The organism is Mycobacterium sp. (assembly GCF_036488105.1).
In the GTDB taxonomy this organism is placed as follows: domain Bacteria; phylum Actinomycetota; class Actinomycetes; order Mycobacteriales; family Mycobacteriaceae; genus Mycobacterium.
Genome location: NZ_DASXHW010000115.1, coordinates 1 through 1,522 on the forward strand (window position 1 = coordinate 1; position 1,522 = coordinate 1,522).

Below are 1,522 nucleotides of genomic sequence, written 5' to 3' on the forward strand. Positions count from 1 at the left end.
CGGTCGCTGATGGCCCGAACCACCGACCAGGCGACACCGCGCTGGTCACACACCTTTGCGATCGCAGCCGTCTCCATGTCCAGCGACACCACGCCACGCGATTTCAGATCGGCATGCATCGCCCGATCCGTTAGCAACTCGTCGGTGGTCCATATCGTCCCGTGGGCGTTACCGACGCGAAGCGGCGTCGGTCGGTACACCGCGCCGTCAGCACTGTTGACGACCTGTTCGGGCAGCACCAGCGCTCCGATCGGGGTGTCGTCGTCGATAGCACCGGTGATGCCTACGACCACCACCCACTCGACGTCGACTGCATCGAGTAATCGGGCCGTCGCACTGCCCGCTAAGGCTGTGCCGATTCCGGTGACGATTGCGGTCACCGCACGGTCGCCAACCTTGCCTTCGTAGCCCGCACCGGATTTGCGCAGCCGAAGGCGGCGGCGCAGTGGCCGCAGCTCCATCGGCATCGCGCAGACGAAAGCGATCACGGCCGATGCGTACGGATGTCACCCGAAGACACAGCGCCCATGGTAGGCAGGTATCCCGGTGGCCGGGCACGATCCAGAATTTGCTGTGCGACGTTGCGGCATAAGGATGTTCGCTACTGAAGCCGAGACAGTCGGCCGCCCTGCAGCCAGACGCGGGGAGGGTTTTATATCCTCACCTTCAACATATAGCTCACCCCGGGGCTTGCGGCAAGACCCGGGTCATGGCGCAAAATCGCTCGCCGAAGCTAAAACTCAGCGATTTTGGGGGATTGCCAAGTGAGCATCGAACATTCCGTCGTCGTGGCCGGGGGAGGACCGACCGGGCTGATGCTGGCAGGTGAATTGGCGTTGGCGGGAGTCGACGTCGCCATTGCCGAGCGGCGCGCTAACCAGGATCTGATCGGCTCCCGCGCGGGCGGCTTACATTCCCGCACCATCGAGGTGCTCGACCAACGCGGCATCGCCGATCGGTTCCTGACAAGTGGCCAGATCGCACAAGTTGCGGGGTTCTCGCAGATCCGACTGGACATCAGCGATTTTCCCACCCGGCATCCCTATGGGCTTGCGCTGTGGCAGAACCATATCGAGCGCATCCTGGCCGGCTGGGTCGAGGAACTGGCCGTGCCGGTGTATCGCGAACGCGAGGTCACAGGGGTCGATCAGGACGGCACTGGGGTCGATGTCCACCTGTCCGGCGGCCGGCGATTGCGGGCGGAGTATCTGGTCGGGTGCGACGGCGGACGCAGCGCGGTCCGGAAGTCCGCGGGCATCGACTTCCCGGGCTGGGATCCGACGATGAGCTATTTGCTCGCCGAGGTAGAGATGGCTTTCCCGCCAGGCGGTGAGCCAGACTGGGGCGTCCGGCACGACGCCGTCGGTGTCCACGCGCTCAGCGAGTCGACCGACGGGGGATCGGTGCGGGTGATGGTGACCGAGCAGCACCTGGTCCCCAGTACCGAACCAACCCTGGACGATCTACGCGACGCGCTCGTCGCCGTCTACGGAGCAGATTACGGAATGCACAGCCCCACGTG

At 64.7% G+C, this 1,522-nt stretch carries 2 protein-coding genes; one reads left to right on the top strand and one right to left on the bottom strand.

Annotated elements, in window-relative coordinates:
* Positions 1–488 (bottom strand): hypothetical protein (locus VGH54_RS06255; RefSeq protein ID WP_414688653.1); only part of this gene is annotated, 488 nt, incomplete at its 3' end.
* Positions 489–815: 327 nt separating this feature from the next.
* Here VGH54_RS06255 and VGH54_RS06260 point away from each other — a divergent pair.
* Positions 816–1,522: FAD-dependent monooxygenase (locus VGH54_RS06260; RefSeq protein WP_331511075.1), on the top strand; the 707-nt coding region annotated here is incomplete at its 3' end.